The sequence below is a fragment of the Sphingomonas colocasiae genome (genome assembly GCF_019880585.1).
GTDB lineage: Bacteria > Pseudomonadota > Alphaproteobacteria > Sphingomonadales > Sphingomonadaceae > Sphingobium_A > Sphingobium_A colocasiae.
In genome coordinates, this window is the sequence record NZ_JAINVV010000009.1 from 431,214 (window position 1) to 443,748 (window position 12,535).

At 65.4% G+C, this 12,535-nt stretch carries 15 protein-coding genes; 7 read left to right on the top strand and 8 right to left on the bottom strand.

Annotation, left to right across the window (positions count from 1 at the left end; all coding sequences use genetic code 11):
* Nucleotides 1-2,397: an EAL domain-containing protein gene (locus tag K7G82_RS20735; protein ID WP_222991813.1), complete on the bottom strand. Its 2,397-nt coding sequence runs from the start codon at nucleotides 2,395-2,397 to the stop codon at nucleotides 1-3.
* Nucleotides 2,398-2,633: 236 nt separating this feature from the next.
* On the opposite strand from K7G82_RS20735, the gene K7G82_RS20740 reads away from it, so the two are divergent.
* Nucleotides 2,634-3,173 carry a peroxiredoxin gene (locus K7G82_RS20740; protein WP_222991814.1) on the top strand — a complete coding sequence of 180 codons (540 nt, stop codon included), beginning with the start codon at nucleotides 2,634-2,636 and terminating at the stop codon, nucleotides 3,171-3,173.
* Nucleotides 3,174-3,367: 194 nt separating this feature from the next.
* On the opposite strand, the gene K7G82_RS20745 is transcribed toward K7G82_RS20740, so the two are convergent.
* The 5 genes from K7G82_RS20745 to K7G82_RS20765 all read right to left on the bottom strand — a co-directional run bounded on the left by K7G82_RS20745 (nucleotide 3,368) and on the right by K7G82_RS20765 (nucleotide 5,794).
* On the bottom strand, nucleotides 3,368-3,715 hold the full coding sequence (locus tag K7G82_RS20745; protein ID WP_222991815.1) for a GFA family protein: 348 nt from the start codon (nucleotides 3,713-3,715) through the stop codon (nucleotides 3,368-3,370).
* 67 nt (nucleotides 3,716-3,782) lie between these two features.
* Nucleotides 3,783-4,178, bottom strand: a complete 396-nt coding sequence (locus tag K7G82_RS20750) for a gamma-glutamylcyclotransferase family protein (RefSeq protein ID WP_222991816.1) — start codon at nucleotides 4,176-4,178, stop codon at nucleotides 3,783-3,785.
* A 4-nt stretch (nucleotides 4,179-4,182) separates the two neighbouring features.
* The gene (locus K7G82_RS20755; RefSeq protein WP_222991817.1) at nucleotides 4,183-4,512 is read right to left on the bottom strand and encodes an antibiotic biosynthesis monooxygenase family protein; all 330 of its coding nucleotides are present in this window, start codon (nucleotides 4,510-4,512) and stop codon (nucleotides 4,183-4,185) included.
* On the bottom strand, nucleotides 4,512-5,258 hold the full coding sequence (locus K7G82_RS20760) for a DUF72 domain-containing protein (RefSeq protein WP_222991818.1): 747 nt from the start codon (nucleotides 5,256-5,258) through the stop codon (nucleotides 4,512-4,514). Before K7G82_RS20760 ends, K7G82_RS20755 begins: the two co-directional genes overlap by 1 nt.
* Before the next feature lie 17 nt (nucleotides 5,259-5,275).
* Entirely contained in the window at nucleotides 5,276-5,794 is a 519-nt protein-coding gene (locus tag K7G82_RS20765; protein WP_222991819.1) for a hypothetical protein, read from the bottom strand.
* 99 nt (nucleotides 5,795-5,893) lie between these two features.
* Between K7G82_RS20765 and K7G82_RS20770 the strand changes: the two genes are divergently transcribed.
* Complete coding sequence (locus K7G82_RS20770) at nucleotides 5,894-6,571, top strand: endonuclease III domain-containing protein (protein ID WP_222991820.1); 678 nt, start codon at nucleotides 5,894-5,896, stop codon at nucleotides 6,569-6,571.
* A gap of 6 nt (nucleotides 6,572-6,577) precedes the next feature.
* On the opposite strand, the gene K7G82_RS20775 is transcribed toward K7G82_RS20770, so the two are convergent.
* The gene (locus K7G82_RS20775; RefSeq protein ID WP_222991821.1) at nucleotides 6,578-7,108 is read right to left on the bottom strand and encodes a 2'-5' RNA ligase family protein; all 531 of its coding nucleotides are present in this window, start codon (nucleotides 7,106-7,108) and stop codon (nucleotides 6,578-6,580) included.
* A gap of 153 nt (nucleotides 7,109-7,261) precedes the next feature.
* Here K7G82_RS20775 and K7G82_RS20780 point away from each other — a divergent pair, with 153 nt between their 5' ends.
* The 3 genes from K7G82_RS20780 to K7G82_RS20790 all read left to right on the top strand — a co-directional run bounded on the left by K7G82_RS20780 (nucleotide 7,262) and on the right by K7G82_RS20790 (nucleotide 9,580).
* Nucleotides 7,262-7,690: a VOC family protein gene (locus K7G82_RS20780; protein WP_246623732.1), complete on the top strand. Its 429-nt coding sequence runs from the start codon at nucleotides 7,262-7,264 to the stop codon at nucleotides 7,688-7,690.
* 62 nt (nucleotides 7,691-7,752) lie between these two features.
* A complete protein-coding gene (locus tag K7G82_RS20785; RefSeq protein ID WP_222991822.1) occupies nucleotides 7,753-9,204 on the top strand; it encodes a S41 family peptidase in 1,452 nt (483 codons plus the stop codon).
* Nucleotides 9,205-9,274: 70 nt separating this feature from the next.
* Nucleotides 9,275-9,580 (top strand): alkylphosphonate utilization protein, encoded by a 306-nt coding sequence (locus tag K7G82_RS20790; protein WP_222991823.1) that lies wholly within the window; start codon nucleotides 9,275-9,277, stop codon nucleotides 9,578-9,580.
* A 4-nt stretch (nucleotides 9,581-9,584) separates the two neighbouring features.
* Here K7G82_RS20790 and K7G82_RS20795 read toward each other — a convergent pair whose 3' ends face one another.
* The gene (locus K7G82_RS20795) at nucleotides 9,585-10,007 is read right to left on the bottom strand and encodes a nuclear transport factor 2 family protein (protein WP_222991824.1); all 423 of its coding nucleotides are present in this window, start codon (nucleotides 10,005-10,007) and stop codon (nucleotides 9,585-9,587) included.
* 58 nt (nucleotides 10,008-10,065) lie between these two features.
* On the opposite strand from K7G82_RS20795, the gene K7G82_RS20800 reads away from it, so the two are divergent.
* Together K7G82_RS20800 and K7G82_RS20805 are read left to right on the top strand one after the other, a co-directional pair.
* Nucleotides 10,066-10,437: a hypothetical protein gene (locus K7G82_RS20800; RefSeq protein ID WP_222991825.1), complete on the top strand. Its 372-nt coding sequence runs from the start codon at nucleotides 10,066-10,068 to the stop codon at nucleotides 10,435-10,437.
* 134 nt (nucleotides 10,438-10,571) lie between these two features.
* Nucleotides 10,572-12,485: a M61 family metallopeptidase gene (locus K7G82_RS20805; protein WP_222991826.1), complete on the top strand. Its 1,914-nt coding sequence runs from the start codon at nucleotides 10,572-10,574 to the stop codon at nucleotides 12,483-12,485.
* Nucleotides 12,486-12,535 lie beyond the last annotated feature (50 nt).

The window sequence follows — 12,535 nt, forward strand, 5'->3', positions numbered from 1 at the left end:
TCAGGCCTGGCGCGACTGTGCCCGCCGCTCCGCCGTCCAGGCCGGATCGGAAAGAACGGACCCCGCGAACTGACCGATCGGGCGGGGTTCGCTGATCAGATAGCCCTGGACCTGCGTGCAGCCCTGCTGCCGCAACTGATCGAGCTGCTCCTCGGTCTCCACGCCTTCCGCGACCACCTCGAGATTGAGGCCGCGCCCCAGCGAGATGATCGCCTCGACGATCGAGCGGGCCTGGCCGTTGTGAAGCATGTCGGCGATGAACGACCGGTCGATCTTCACCTTGTCGAACGGGAATTGCCGGAAATAGCTCAGGCTCGAATAGCCCGTTCCGAAATCGTCCATCGCGATCTGCACGCCGGTTTCGCGCAGGCGGCTGAGGATCGCAATGCCGCGTTCGGCATCCTGCACGAATACGCCTTCGGTGATCTCGAGCTCCAGCCGCTTGGGCGGCAGCCCGGCATCGGCCAGCGCGCGCGCCACGGTTTCGCAGATGTCGGCATAGGCGAATTGCGCGGGCGACAGGTTCACCGACAATTTGAGCGGCGGATCCCAGCGCGCCGCATCGGTGCAGGCCTTGCGCAGCACCCATTCGCCAAGTTCGATGATGAGGCCGCTATCCTCGGCGATCGGGATGAAATCGTCGGGCATCATCAGGCCGCGCTCGGGATGATTCCAGCGGACCAGCGCCTCGAAGCCCTCGACGCGTCCCGCTTCGATGCCGACCAGCGGCTGATAGTCGATATGCAGGCTGTCCTCGGCGATCGCCCGGCGCAAATCGGCCTCCAGCGCGGCCCGGTCCCTGGCCATGGCGTCCATCGCCGGTTCGAAGAAGCGGAATATGCCGCGTCCGTCGGCCTTGGCGCGATAGAGCGCCAGATCGGCATGGCGAAGCGCCACATCCGCCTCGGTCGCGTCGCCGGGGATCATCGCGATCCCCAGGCTGGCGGAGATGCGCAGCATCTGGTTGCCGATCGTGACGGGGCGATTGAGCCGAGCAAGGATCCGGCGCGCGATCGAGGCCGCGTCCATGTCGAGCTCGCGCATCCGGCACATCATCGCGAACTCGTCGCCGCCAAGCCGCGCGGGCAGCATCCCGGTGGTCGAAACCTGCTTGAGCTCGTTGGCGACATGGCGCAGCAGTTCGTCGCCCACCGAATGGCCGTAGAGATCGTTGATCGACTTGAACCGGTCGAGGTCGAAGCAGAACACCGCGATCTCGTCGCCGGGGCCGCGCGTGGCGGCCGCTTCGGCGACGCGGGTGTTGAACAGCGAACGGTTGGCGATGCCGGTCAGCGGATCGTGATAGGCAAGGTGGTGGATGCGCTGTTCGGCTTCCTTGCGCGCGCGGATGTCAGTGACCACGAGCACGGTATGCGGCCTGCCGCGCCATGCGATCGGCCGCGCCGTCACCTCGACGTCGATCATGTCGCCATCGCCTGCGCGCAGGATCATCTCGCGGGTCTGGCCTGATTCGATCAACTGCGTCAGCGACTGGCTGTCGGCCAGGGCGGGCAGGGTGACGGCGAGCGGCGCAACGGCGGCATGCGGCCAGCCGGCCAGCGTGCGGAGCGCCGCGTTGACGTCGACGATCCGGCTGCCCTCGATCACGGCCAGTCCCTCGATCGCGGCATTGGCGAAATCGGTGACGCGTTGCTGTTCGGCGATGCGGCGCAACGCCAGGCGGTGGTCGAACCACAGATACATGCCGCCGACCAGGATCAGCATGAAGGCGCCGGCGCCGACGAGGATCGCCAGCGTGTCCGAACGGATGGCGTCTGCGGGCATGGCGATGCGCGGATCGGGCAGGATGCTCGCCGCCGCCATCGCGATGAAGTGAAGGCCGCAAATGGCGAGCGCGAACAGCAGGGCGGCGGTGGCGACCGATCCGCGCCGAAGCCGCCGGTGCGCGATCAGCGCGGCCCAGGCGAGCGCCGCGCCCGCGGCGAGCGAGGCGAACACCAGTTGCCCGTCCCACAGCACATGGCCCTGCACGCGCAGCGCCGCCATGCCGAGATAATGCATGGTCGCGATTCCGGCCGCGAGCACGAGCGCGGGCAGCGGCGACAGCGACCGTCGCCGCGTGCGCAGCTCCAGCCACCAGGCGAGGCCGCTCATCGCCACGGCGGCGGCGATCGACAGCAATGTCAGCGGAACATCGTAGCCCACCGGCAATTGGGGTTCGTACGCGATCATCGCGATGAAGTGGGTGGACCAGATGCCGAGGCCGCTGGCGAGGCCCGCCAGCGCGATCCATTGCGGCCGCTGTTCGCGCCGAAGCGCCGATGCCCGCCGCGCGACGAGCACCGCGAGAACCGAGGCGAGGATACAGATGATGCCCGCCAGCAGGACCAGCCGGTGATCGTGCTGCTCCGCGATACAGGCATAGACTTTGAGCAACTTCACTCCCCCGAAGGCGACTGTATCGACCGCGCTTAGCGGGGCGAGAGTTAAGGAAGCGACAATCGAGCAAGCCGCTTCAAAGGCGCGCGGTTTGCGCGTAGGTTGACCTGCCTACCGAGGCGATCCGGTTCGGATTGGACCGGATCGCCTCTGGATGTCTTTTGTCGTCGTTGTTCCCGGGCCGGCAGATGAGTCCATCTGTCTCGGAACCACTCTGGAGAAGGTGCCGTTCCATGAAGACGCTTCGCTACGCCATCGCCGCCGCCTCGCTGCTTGCGCTGACGCCCGTCCAGGCGGCGCTCGCGCCCGGCGCCAAGGCGCCCGATTTCACGACACAGGCCTCTCTGGCGGGCAAGCCGTTCAGCTTCACCCTGTCGCGCGCGCTGAAGAAGGGGCCGGTCGTACTCTATTTCTATCCCAAGGCGTTCACCAAGGGCTGCACGATCGAGGCGAACATGTTCGCGGAGGCGACCCCCGATTTCGCCAAGGCGGGTGCCACGGTGATCGGCGTTTCGGCCGACGAGATCGGCGTGCTCAACGAATTCTCGCGCAAGGAATGCCGCGACAAATTCGCGGTGGCTTCAGCGACTCCCGCGATGATCAAGGCCTATGACGTCGTCTTCGCCAAGTCGCCCAACCTGTCCGACCGCACATCCTATGTGATCGCGCCCAACGGCAAGATCATCTATGTCCATTCCGAGCTCAATCCCGCCGATCATGTGAAGAACACCCTCGCCGCCGTCCGCGACTGGCGCGCCAAGCACAGGGGCTGACACGAGCGAAGCCGTTCTGGCCAATTCGGATCAGGCCGGAGCGAGAATGGTACCGCCCGAGAACCGGCGCGCAGCGTACTTCAGTATGTAAGCACCGGAAGCGCGGGGCGGTGCCGTTCGCACCCTCCCAAGCCCTTCCAGCGATGCTGCGCATCGCCGGAACCTTGGGCTGCTCTGCCCAGCCTCACCCGAATTTAGAAGCTGCGGCCGTCGATTTGGGTGATCTTCACCGCACTCAGATCGATTCCCTCGATGCAGCGCAGATTGACCGCCGCCATCTCCGAGCCGTCAGGCCCGGTGCCCTCGGCGAAGGGCGCGCAGCCGCAGGTGCCGCAGAAATGATGCGCGATGCTGTGCTTGTTGAAGCGATAGGTGTGGAGTTCGCCGTCGACGGGATCGAGCGTCAGCACGCCGCGCGGCACGAAGGCGAGCAGATAGCCCTTTCGCGAACAGTGCGAGCAATTGCACTCCATCGCCTCGTCGAGCGGCGCATCGACATCGAACGCGACATTTCCGCAGTGACAGCTTCCACGCTTCGCCATGGTCCACCTCCAGCTTTGTCGTCCTTAGCCCGGATGGTGATCGTCGTAAAGAACAAATATAGAACATTCAGGCCGGCGCGCGCAGGAAGTCGCCATCGCCGATGTGGTTCGCCTCGTCGACCGGCCAGGCATAGACATAAGCCCAGGCCGTGCGGGATCGCCCCCGATGGCATATGTCGATACGGACACGCTGATATTCGTGCGGGGCGTCGTCGTCGGGGCCGCACCCTTCATAGATGTCGAGCTCGGCGAGCAGGGCGCCTGGATCAGCGGCCTCGAACACCGCGCCTTGGACGACGTCATCCCCGGTATCGGCCACGAAGCCGGGATAATGCGAGATGCGGTACAGCCGACCCGTCGCCGTGGCGGGGCCAAGCCAGCGGCCATGACCGATCATCCGCGCTTCCGCCGATCCGCCCGGCCGCAACGTGCCATAGACGAAGATCAGCGCGTCGTCGGCCATGCGGTCATCCGCCCGGCGTATCGACGATCAGGTCGTCGGTCACCGTCATGGTCAGGATCGGCGCGTGGCCCGGCGGCGTTTCGGCGACGGCATCGATGAACATCGCGCGCGCCTCCGCATCATCATAGACCATCTTCACGTCCATCGCCGCCTGCCAGGTCGCTTCGTCGGGCCACATCGCATAGCCGACGAAGCGGCCGTCGCGTTCCTCGTGCAGCCGCGATCCATGGCTTCCATAGATGCGGGTGATCGCGCGCGTGCCGCGCCGCCATGCTTCGCGGAACTGGTCTTCCTTGCCGGGATGGACGCGCCACCAATAGACGGCGACGAACATCAGTCCAGTCGCGCCGTCAGCGCTTCCGCGGCGGCGGGCGCGCGGACCTTGGCGCCGTTGATCATGAAGACGAAGGTATCGCGGCCGCCCTTCGCCCATCCCTTCGCGCGCTTCGCCCAATCGTCGAGCGCGGCGGCGGAATAGCCGGTCTCGATCTCCTCCTCGGCGCTTTGCAGCCGCGCATAGGCGAAGTCGGCGGTGGCTTCGTCGATGGTGGGATAACCCGCCTTGTCGGCGAAAACGATCGCGGCGCCGGTATCGCGCGCGAGCGCGACGAACGCCGCGTCCTCGAAGCTCTCATGCCGCACTTCCAGCGCATGGCGCAGCGCCACGCCGTCCACCTTTTCCGGCAGCAATTTCAGGAAGGCGCCGAAATCCTCGCGGTCGAACTTCTTGGTGGGCATGAACTGCCACAGGATCGGGCCAAGCTTGTCGCCAAGCGCCGCGAGCCCCTGATTGACGAACCTGCCGACCGACTCGCCGGCATCGGCCAGCACCTTCCGATTGGTGCAGAAGCGCGAGGCCTTGACCGTGAAGATGAAATCCTGCGGGGCCGCATCGGCCCATTTGCGGAAGCTCTCGGGCTTGAAGCTGCTGTAATAGGTGCCGTTGATCTCGATCGCCCCCATGCGCGAGGCGGCATGCTCCAGTTCGCGCGCATGCGGCAGCTTGTCGGGATAGAATGTGCCGCGCCATGGCTCATAGGTCCATCCACCGATGCCAACCCTGATGCGTCCGGCGCTCATCATTCCGTCTCCTTCATTCAGCCCTGCACGGCGCAGCTCACCGTCCAGATCGGCGACACATTACCCTGCAACAGCATGTCCCAGGTCACGCCCTGGGGGCCGCGCTTGCCGCTCGCATCGGTCCAGCGGGCGCCGCGCTTCGGCACGGTGATCGCATCCGACCAGACCGTCGGGATCAGGCCCGAACGGCTGGCGTCGCCAAGCGAGAAACCGAAGGCGACCTTCATTTCCACCGGCCTGACGCGCAGGTCGTTCTCCAGCCCGATCCGCGCGGTCCAGCGCCCGTCGCTTGAAAAGCGCACCCAGCTTCCCTCCGGCGCGCCGCCGACCATGCGCGTGCGTTGCGACTGGCCGAAGGGATGCGTGGCGTTGAGCGCCCAGGTGACGCTCTTGACCTTGCCCTGCTTGTTCACCGTCCGCGCCAGTTCCCTGGCGTCGATCGTATAGGTGGCGCCGCACGCCGTCGCCGTTCCCATGGTCGCCTGGGTCAGCACCAGGGCGCCCAATATGCGTGCGATCATTCCACCCTTTCGCAAGTCTCATCTCCCGATACGCGAAGGGGCATGCTCTTAGAGCGATTCCCGGTCGGAGGAAATCATCTGGCATATGTTCCTGTTTTGTTCAATGTTCATCCCATGCAGGCGCGATTCGATTCCGCCATTTCCGATCTGGGCCGCTGGCGGGGGATGCTCGCACCGCTGCTGGCGGATCTCCGTTTGCGTCCGCCGCGCCGTCCGATGAGCGAACTGATCAAGGCGATGATCAGTGGACGGACGCTCGATGCCGACTCGCAGGCCGCCTATGATGCCATCGTGTGCCGGTTCGTCTCGATACGGCAGTTGGCGTGCGCCGCACCCGACGAGATCGAGGCCGTGATCGCCCGGGTGAACTACGCGCCGATCAAGGCGGAGTGGATGGCACGCACGCTGCGGATCATCGGTCGCGACAGGCCGGATTATCGGCTTGAATTCTTGGGTGGCGTGCCGCTCGCCGAGGCTCTCGTCTATCTTGAGCAACTGCCCGGCATCCGGCGCAAGGTGGCGGCATCTGTGCTCAACGCCAGTACGCTGCGCCGCTCCGTCTTCATCGTCGATACGCATGTGCGCCGCGTGCTGCGGCGCCTTCGCTATGTCCGGCGCAACGCCGACTATTGCGAGGCGAGCGAAGCGGTCACCGCCGATCTGCGTGACTGGTCGGGCGAGGATCTGCTGCTGCTCCATATCGCGATGAAGCGGCTCGGCCAACGCCACTGCCATGAACGCGCGCCCGATTGCCGGGCATGCCCGTTGCGGCGGGAGTGTCCGGGCGCGTGAAAGGGCTCAGGCCGCTTTCTGCGTACAGGCCGTCAATGGCCAACTGCCGTGAACGATATGCCGGGTCTCGCCATGCAGGCTTTCGACCAGGCACAGCCGGTCGGCGGTCCAGCTTATCGGATCGATCGACCGTGCGGGCATCGGCCGGCCATTATAGCCAAGCGTGATATGCGGCCGGAAATGCGACCAGAGCGCCGGGTGCAGGCCGATCGCGGTTGCGATCCGTATCTGCAGCGTATCGAAACCGCGCAGGCGCTCGCTCGGCTTCAGCAGCGCCGATCTGGGGCCGCCGATGACGGTATCGAACACCAGGCCGCAAGACGGCAGCGTCAGATCCGCCAGCGCTTCGACGATCAGTGCGATCACGCCGCGCGGCGTCTCGTCATATCCGCCGGCGGTGCCGATCGTGACATGGAGCCTGTCCTCGCGCACGGGCGTTCCAACCAGTGTCGGCGAACACCATTGCGCGATTTCGCGCCGGATCTCGGCCGGCGGCGGCAGGAAGAAATACATATGATGACGGCGCTGCCGATTCATTGCGAACCCCCTGAAAAAGATTTCAGGCCGGGCTGGTTCGCCCGGCGAATCGACGAATCGACATGGTATTCGCCGTCCGCGTCCGGCGAGTCGGACGCGGTTTGCCCTTATAGAACATATATGGAACATTTAAAGCGTAAACGGAGTGGAGCCATGACCATGATCGCCCGGGGTGCATTCCATCATATCGACCTGAATGTGAGCGACCTTGCGGCCTCGCGCCGCGTCTACGGCCCGGTGCTGGAATATCTGGGCTATCGGATGGTGAAGGACGAGCCCGACGGATGCGAATGGGATCTTGCCGAGGCGGGGCGCGGGGCCGCGCTTGGGCTCAAGGCCTGCGATCCGGCGCTGCGCGATCATGTCCATCGCCGCTATGCGCCCGGGCTTCATCATCTCGCCTGGCGTGCGAACAGCCGCGACGATGTCGATGCCGTGCATCGGCTGCTGGTCGATCACGGCATAACGATACTCGATCCGCCGGCGCATTATCCCGAATATTGGGGCGATTATTATGCGGTGTTCTTCGAGGATCCGGACGGGATGAAGCTGGAGGTCGTCCATGCGCCGGGATGGATCTGAACCGGCTGGCCCTGCCGCGGAAGCTGGTCTAGCATCCTGCTGAAATCGCGTGGAGTAGGGCGATGATTCAGCGGCGACTGGGAGCGGCGTTGGGCGTGATCGCGATGCTGTCCGCCTGTGGCGGTGGCGGCGACGGATCGAGCGGCGGATTCACGCCGACACCAACACCCACGCTGACGCTGACGCCCACACCAACCCCGACGCCAACCGCCTGCAGCGTGCGTGATCGGCAGATCTGGGCGGCGACGCAACTGCGCGAATGGTATCTGTTCCCCGAAACATTGCCCGCAACGCTCGATCCCGCGCCCTATGTGACGGTCGAGGCCTATATCGACGCGCTGACGGCGACCGCGCGGTCGCAGCGTCGCGATCGTTTCTTCACCTATCTCACCTCGATCGAGGAAGAGGATGCCTATTACGCGTCGGGATCGAGCGCGGGATTCGGTTTCAGGCTCTCGACCGATACGGTGCAGCGCCGGGTGATCGTCTCCGAAGCCTTTGAAGGCGCGCCAGCGCTCGCGGCCGGGATCGATCGGGGAACGGAGATCCTTGCGATCGGCGCCAGCACCGCGTCGCTGCGCACCGTCAGCGATATCATCGCGTTGGAGGGAAGCGCCGGCGTCACCAACGCGCTGGGCGCATCGACCGCGGGCGTCAGCCGTGCCTTCCGTGTGTCCGACGGCGCGACGACGCGGACGGTGACGGTCACCAAGGCCGATTATGATCTGACGCCGGTTTCGTCGCGCTATGGCACCAGGGTGATCGACGATGGCGGCCGCAAGGTCGGCTATGTCAATCTGCGCAGTTTCATCACCACCGCCGATCCCGCGCTGCGCAACGCCTTCGCCACCTTCCGCGCACAAGGGGTGACCGACGTCATCGTCGATTTGCGCTACAATGGTGGTGGCCTCGTCTCGATCGCCGAATTGTTCGGCGACCTGCTGGGCCGCGATCGCTTCGCCTCCGATGTGCTGTCCTACACCGTCTACCGCCCCGAAAAATCGGCGGAGAACGAAACGCGCAATTTCCGTTCGCAGCCGCAATCGATCGCGCCGACGCGCATCGCCTTTATCGGCACCAGCGGCACGGCGTCCGCGAGCGAGCTCGTGATCAACGCCTTCATCCCCTATCTCCATGCGCGCGCCGCGCTGATCGGCACCAACACCTATGGCAAGCCGGTGGGGCAGATCGCGATCGATCGCGCGGCCTGCGACGATCGATTGCGCGTGATCGCCTTCGCCACGCAGAACAGTGCGCGCCAGGGTGATTATTATGATGGGCTGGCGGGGAAGGTGGAGGCGAGCTGCCAGGCGGCGGACGATCTCACCCGGCCGCTCGGCGATCCGCAGGAACAGTCGGTCGCGCGCGCGCTCGATTTCCTTGCCGGGCTAAGCTGTACCCCGATCGCGCCGGGCGCGGGCGCACAGGCGTTTCGCGGTGGCCCGGCGCGGTTCGAACTGCTGACGCCGGAGCGGCCGAGCACCGCGCAAAGGGAAGCGCCCGGTTCGTTTTGACGTAGGTCATGGCCAGGCGGCCGTCATGCGCTATGGGCGTTGGCGATATGCACATGGCCGGGGAATGACGATGACCGAAGATGAGGATGCGTTCGTCTATGACGAGGCGACGGGCGAATGGATCAGTGCCGGCGAGGCGACGGCGCGTGCGCCGGCGGATGGCGTCGAGGTGCGCGACGCCGTCGGCAATCTGCTTGCCGATGGCGATCAGGTGACGCTGATCAAGGATCTGAAGGTGAAGGGCGCGGGCCAGACGCTGAAGCGCGGCACGCTGATCAAGTCGATCCGCCTGACCGGCGATCCGCAGGAAATCGATTGCCGCTACGAAGGGATCAAGGGGCTGGTGTTGCGCGCGGAGTTCGTGCGCAAGCGGTGAGGCGTCAGACCAGCCGGATGGCGCGCGCGAAACCCAGCGAGTCGAACATCTCGAGTACGCGCACCGCCTTGCCGTCGCGGAAATGCCAGATATCGACCTTGGGGCTGTCCACTTCCGACAGGCTGGTGCGGCTGCGCCAATGGCAGCGGCCGATCCAGATCACGGTATCGCCCTGGGCGACGATCTCCTCGGTGGGAAAGGCGATCATCTCCCAGTCCCGGCGCAGCGCGTCGAAATAGGCGCGCGCGGCATCCAGCCCGATGGCAGGGCCGGCGATGGTATCGGGAACGTCCGGGCCCAGCACCGATCGCATCTCGATATCGGGCGCCATCAGCGCCAGATAATCCTCGGCCGACGCCCCGCGCGTTTCCTGCCAGCGCGCATAGGTGGCGCGAATCCTGTCTGCGGGTGAAAGGTCTCCGTCCATCGAGTCGCCCTCGGCCGATAGCGCCTCTATAGCATGGCGATTGAGGGGGAGCGCGGCCATGACGCCAAAACGGATACAATTGGGCATCGCATCGGTGTTCTTCATCCTTGGCGGATGGGCGCTGCTGGCGCCGCGGAGCGTGATCGATCTCTGCTTTCTGCCCGAATATCGGGTGGGGACGCCGATCCTGCCCTTCGTCGTCGCCTGCTTCGGGGCGCAGGCGATGATCTCCGGGTTGTTCGCGGCGTTCAGCCGCTTCACCCGCACGACCTTCCTTGCCTATGGCATCGCCATTATTCCCTTCTTCGCTTTCAATGCTTGGTTCACCTTCATCGATCCCGTCTTCACGTGGGTGGGGCTGCTCGATGCGCTCGGCAACGCCGTGATGCTGGCATTGTGCCTGATGGGATGGCGACGAACGCCGGCCTGAAGCGGTTCCAGGGCAGGCGGCTTTGCCTGCCGGTCGAATGCATTGCCGATTAACCGGCTTGATAAACATACAATATCATATGATATAATATAGATATCCGCCGGCAAAACCGGTACCGATGGGGAGGAATATAGATGATCGGCAAGGTTGCGGCGGCGTGCGCCGCGCTTCTGGTTCTGACGCCGCAGGCGGCAAAGGCGCAGGGCGTGGATGCGCCGGAGGGCCGGAGCGCATTGCACGATGCCGATTATCCGGGCGTCATCGGTCTGGGGATTGACGCGCGCGACGTCGCGCGCGCGATCCTGCGCGGCACGATGACCCTGCCGGTCACCAGGCCGGGGCCGATGACCATCTATTTCCCGCGCTGGGTGCCGGGCCATCATGCGCCATCGGGGCCGATCGCGCGGATCGCTGGCCTGGCGGTGCGCGCGAAGGGGGCGGAGATCGGCTGGAAGCGCGATCCGGTGATGATGCATGCGATCCATATCGATGTGCCGCAGGGTGCGGAGACGATCGAGGTCGCGTTCCAATATCTTTCCCCAACCGATCCGAAGATGGGCCGGATCGAGGTCAGCCCGGAGATGATCGACCTGCAATGGACGTCGCTGGCGCCCTATCCGGCGGGCTATGCATCGCGCCGGATGACGGTGCAGGCGTCGGTGAAACTGCCCCAGGGCTGGCAATTCGCGACCGCACTCGCAACCGACAGCGTCGTTGACGGCATGATCCGCTTCAAACCCGTGGATTACGAGACATTTGTCGATTCGCCGATCCTCGCCGGTCGATATTCGGTGCGTCATAATCTCGATGAATCCTCGGGCGCGCCGGTCACGCTCGCGGTCTTCGCCGATCGGCCCGAACAGCTTGCGGCCAGCCCGGCGCAGATCGAGGCGCATCGACGGCTGGTGGACCAGAGCCTCAAGCTCTTCGCGTCGCGCCATTATGATCGCTACGATTTCCTTGTCGGCCTGACCGGGAAGATCGGCGGCCTGGGGGCCGAACACAGCCAGTCGAGCGAGAATTTCACGGTGCCCGACTATTTCACCGACTGGGCCGGAACCGCGCCGAGCCGCGAACTGCTGCCGCATGAGTTCGTCCATAGCTGGAACGGCAAGTTCCGCCGTGGCGCGGACCTGCTGACGCCGACGCTCGATGCGCCGATGCAGAACAGCCTGCTCTGGGTCTATGAAGGGCTGACGCGCTATCTCGGCGCGGTGCTTGCCGTCCGCTCGGGGCTGCACAGCGTGCAGGACGGGCTGGACAATTTCGCGCTGACCGCCGCGACCATGCAGAATCGCGTCGGCCGGCAATGGCGTCCGCTGCTCGATACCACCAATCATTCCATCTATGCGGAGGGGGCGCAGCCCTGGCCGAACTGGCAGCGCGGATCCGACTATTATCTGGAAGGCCAGTTGATCTGGCTCGACGTCGATACGCGCATCCGCGCGCTTTCCGGCGGCAAACGCAGCCTCGACGATTTCGTGCGCGCCTTCTTCTCGGTCGAGGACGGATCCTATCGGCCGGTCCCGTATGTCGTCGATGACGTCGTGACGGCATTGAACGCCGTCGCCCCGTGGGGCTGGGCCTCCTTCTTCCGTGACCGGGTGGAAAAGGTCGCGCCCGACGCGCCGCTCGACGGGCTGGCGCGCGGCGGCTACCGCCTGATCTATACCGATACGCCCACCGCCTTCTTCCGCAGCGGAGAGGCGCAGCGCGGCGTGACCGATCTGAGCTGGTCGATCGGGCTGACGGCGGACAAGGGAGGCACCGTCACCGATGTGGTGTGGGATGGCCCCGCCTTCGCCGCCGAACTGACGATCGGCACGCAGATCGTCGCAGTCGATGGCCAGGTCTATGACGGAGAGCGGATCAGGAACGCGGTCGCGGCATGCAAGGGGCGGTCGCAGCCGCTGACCTTGACGGTCCGGCGCGGCGATGCGGTGCGCGATGTCCGGATCGCTTGCGCCATGGGCCTGCGCTACCCCCGGCTCGAACGCGATCCGGCCGCGCCCGCGCGCCTCGACGCGATCCTGGCGCCGCGCCGGTAGCGCCGCTTCGCCGGCCGCCAGTGCGGCCCGTTCGCGCGAAAAGCATATTC

Coding starts and splice junctions, on each gene's coding strand:
- K7G82_RS20800 (WP_222991825.1), top strand. CDS start 10,066: ATGACGCCAAAACGGATACAATTGGGCATCGCATCGGTGTTCTTCATC.
- K7G82_RS20750 (WP_222991816.1), bottom strand. CDS start 4,178: ATGGCCGACGACGCGCTGATCTTCGTCTATGGCACGTTGCGGCCGGGC.
- K7G82_RS20805 (WP_222991826.1), top strand. CDS start 10,572: ATGATCGGCAAGGTTGCGGCGGCGTGCGCCGCGCTTCTGGTTCTGACG.
- K7G82_RS20770 (WP_222991820.1), top strand. CDS start 5,894: ATGCAGGCGCGATTCGATTCCGCCATTTCCGATCTGGGCCGCTGGCGG.
- K7G82_RS20760 (WP_222991818.1), bottom strand. CDS start 5,258: ATGAGCGCCGGACGCATCAGGGTTGGCATCGGTGGATGGACCTATGAG.
- K7G82_RS20785 (WP_222991822.1), top strand. CDS start 7,753: ATGATTCAGCGGCGACTGGGAGCGGCGTTGGGCGTGATCGCGATGCTG.
- K7G82_RS20775 (WP_222991821.1), bottom strand. CDS start 7,108: ATGAATCGGCAGCGCCGTCATCATATGTATTTCTTCCTGCCGCCGCCG.
- K7G82_RS20740 (WP_222991814.1), top strand. CDS start 2,634: ATGAAGACGCTTCGCTACGCCATCGCCGCCGCCTCGCTGCTTGCGCTG.
- K7G82_RS20790 (WP_222991823.1), top strand. CDS start 9,275: ATGACCGAAGATGAGGATGCGTTCGTCTATGACGAGGCGACGGGCGAA.
- K7G82_RS20755 (WP_222991817.1), bottom strand. CDS start 4,512: ATGTTCGTCGCCGTCTATTGGTGGCGCGTCCATCCCGGCAAGGAAGAC.
- K7G82_RS20780 (WP_246623732.1), top strand. CDS start 7,262: ATGACCATGATCGCCCGGGGTGCATTCCATCATATCGACCTGAATGTG.
- K7G82_RS20745 (WP_222991815.1), bottom strand. CDS start 3,715: ATGGCGAAGCGTGGAAGCTGTCACTGCGGAAATGTCGCGTTCGATGTC.
- K7G82_RS20795 (WP_222991824.1), bottom strand. CDS start 10,007: ATGGACGGAGACCTTTCACCCGCAGACAGGATTCGCGCCACCTATGCG.